The following is a 2768-nucleotide window of genomic DNA, read 5'->3' as shown; positions in this document are numbered from 1 at the left end:
GAAGCCCGATCGAACGCCAGCGACTCGCTATCGCCGTTGGCGCTGATCACCACTTCGCCGCCGCGGTGTTGCTTGATCTTTTCGGCCATCTTCTCGATCGCCGGCAGATACTGCGCACGCACCTCGGCGCTGCCCGGGGCGAAGAAGACTTCGCCCAGCTCCATCTCGACCTGCTCCTCACCGCCTTCGATCAGCCCGGCCGGCAGCTTGACGCCCCAGTCGAAGCGGACCGGCAGGCCCGGGGTGACGCGACGCGTCAGCGGGTTGTCGGTGGTGAACACGCTGCCCGGCGGCAGGGTCGACGGATCGACCTTGAGGATGAAGTTGCGGCCGCGTTCCAGGGTGCCCACGTCCACGCCTTCGAGGTGATAGCGGCCGTACTGGTCGGTCTCCATCAACAAGCCCTCGATCGAAGCGATGCGCACGCCCGGGATACCGCGTTCGTCGACACCGGTGTTGCGGACGATGTAGTCGACCAGGTAGCCGCCCTCGGTCGGGCTGACCCGACGTTCCACCGTCGGTGCCGCACCGCTCAGGTTCTTGGCCGCGTCGCCGCTGCGCTCGATCCGGGTCGTACCGGCCGCATCCATCCGCACCGTCACGCCCTGCTGGGTGGTCAGCGCGAAGTCGTCGGTGAAGCTCAACTCCTTCAGGCGCTGGCTGATCACCACGCGGTGCGCGTCGGCCGGATCGGCGTCGGACTGACGGGCCGAGATGCTGCCCAGGACGATGCCGTGCAGCATCGGCGAGCTCGCATCCGGTTCCGCCTTCGGACCGTTGCCGCGATCGACCGTGGTCGAGTTCGGCACGTAGGCGTCCACAGCGAAACCGCCCTGGACGCGCGCGTCGTCGATCGCCGCGCTGTCCTGCCAGCCGTCGCCGTCGCGGTCGTCGAACACCGTGCCCAGGATCAGGGCATGGTCGAGCAACGGATCGGCGATCAGCTGCACTTCGGCGGTGGCCACGTTCGAGACGATCTTGCCGTTGTCGCGCATCAACGCACTGTTGGAGTGGATGCCCGCGCGCACGCCGGCGCCGACCCGCAGCAGGTAGGTGAACGTCGCGCGCTCACCGGCGGCGATGTCGACCTGGTCGACCTGGATCGGATAGGTACCGACCAGGCGACCGACGCCGTCGCGATCCGCGACCGACAGCGAACCGTCGACGAAGGTGAAGCCCGCAGGCGGCGTGTCGACCAGGGTCGCATCGATCGCGTCGACGGTACCGGTGTTCTCGACCGTAACCGTGTAGCGGACCAGGTCGCCGATCTTCACATCGCGCGGCGAGGCCTGCTTGATCACCCGCAGGGTCGGCGGCGGCGCCACCGTGGTGCTGGTGGTGCACACGCCCACGCACGACGGGTTGTCCGTACCGGTGCCGACCACGGTGTTGTTCACCGTCTCCGACGCCTGTGCGTTGACCGTCGCGGTGTAAGTCACCGTGTAGGTGCCCGGCACCGTACCGGCCGGCAGCGTGCACACCAGCGGGTTGGCGGCGTTGCAGCTGTAGCCGGCTGCACCGGTCACCGCGGTGAAGTCCAGACCCGTGCCCAGGGTATCGGTCAGGGTCAGGGCGTTGCGCGTCGGCGCGTTGGCCACCGTCGTCGTCAGCGTGTAGGTGATCGTGTCGCCTTGCGCCACCGGGCCGGCCGTACTGGCCGACTTCGCGTAGCTGACCACCGGCGGCGCGACTTCGGTCGTGACCGAGCAGCCCGCATTGCTGCAACTCGGAGCGTCCGTACCGGTGCCGACCACCGCATTGTTCACGCTGCCACCGGCCTGGCCGTTGACCCGCGCGGTGTAGGTCACCGCGTAGCTACCCGGCACCGTACCGGCCGGCAAGGTGCACACCAGCGGATTGGCCGCATTGCAGGTGAAGGCACCGGCGCTGGTCACCGCGACGAAGTCCAGGCCGGACCCCATCGTGTCGGTCAGCGTGGTCACGCCCGTGGTCTGCGCGTTGGTCACCGTCGCCGTCAAGGTGTAGGTGATCACGTCGCCGACCACGACCGGACCGGCGGTGCTCGCCGTCTTCTCGTAGCTCACCGCCGACGCCGTCACCGGCGTATTGGTGGTGCAGGTGCCGGTGCAGGTCGGATTGTCCGTGCCCGTGCCGACCACGGCGTTGGTCACGCCACCCGTCGCCTGAGCGTTGACCCGTGCCGTGTAGGTCACGGTGTAGACGCCCGGCACCGTACCGGCCGGCAGCGTGCAGACCAGCGGATTGGCGGCATTGCAGGTGTAAGCGCTCGCCGGGCTCTGGCCCGTCACCGCCACGAAGTCCAGGCCAGCGCCCAGCGTGTCGGTCAGGGTCAACACACCGATGGTCTGCGCGTTCGCCACCGTCGTCGTCAGGGTGTAGGTGATCACGTCGCCGACCACGACCGGACCGGCCGTGCTGGCGGACTTGGTGTAGCTGACCGTCGACGGAACCACCGGGGTGTTGATCGTCGTGGTGCACGCCGGATCGGTGCTGCCCGCAGGACAGACGGTACTGGTCGAGGTCGCTGTATTGCTGATCGAACCGGCAGTCACGTCGGCCGCGGTCACCGTGTAGGTGCCCGTCAACACGCAGGTCGCACCCGGTGCCACCGATGCACAGGTCGTCGTGCTCGGGGTGATCTTGCTGTCGTTCACCACCACGTTGATCAGGTTGCCGCTGGCGCTGGTGTTGGTCACCGTCACCGTATAGGTCAGCACGTCGCCCACCGTTACCGTGCCGCTGCCGTCGTTATCGGCATTGGTCATGGTCTTGGCGATCGTCTGGCT

1 protein-coding gene is annotated in these 2768 nt (G+C 67.9%); it reads right to left on the bottom strand.

Annotated features, from left to right (window positions below; genetic code table 11):
• Window positions 1-2768: isopeptide-forming domain-containing fimbrial protein (locus ACTJJK_RS23160; RefSeq protein ID WP_440731365.1), on the bottom strand; the 2768-nt coding region annotated here is incomplete at both ends.

This window comes from Lysobacter sp. 22409 (assembly GCF_052045105.1).
Taxonomy (GTDB): domain Bacteria; phylum Pseudomonadota; class Gammaproteobacteria; order Xanthomonadales; family Xanthomonadaceae; genus Lysobacter; species Lysobacter antibioticus_B.
Note: the sequence above shows the minus strand (reverse complement) of the source record. Positions and strands in the feature narration are given on the sequence as shown.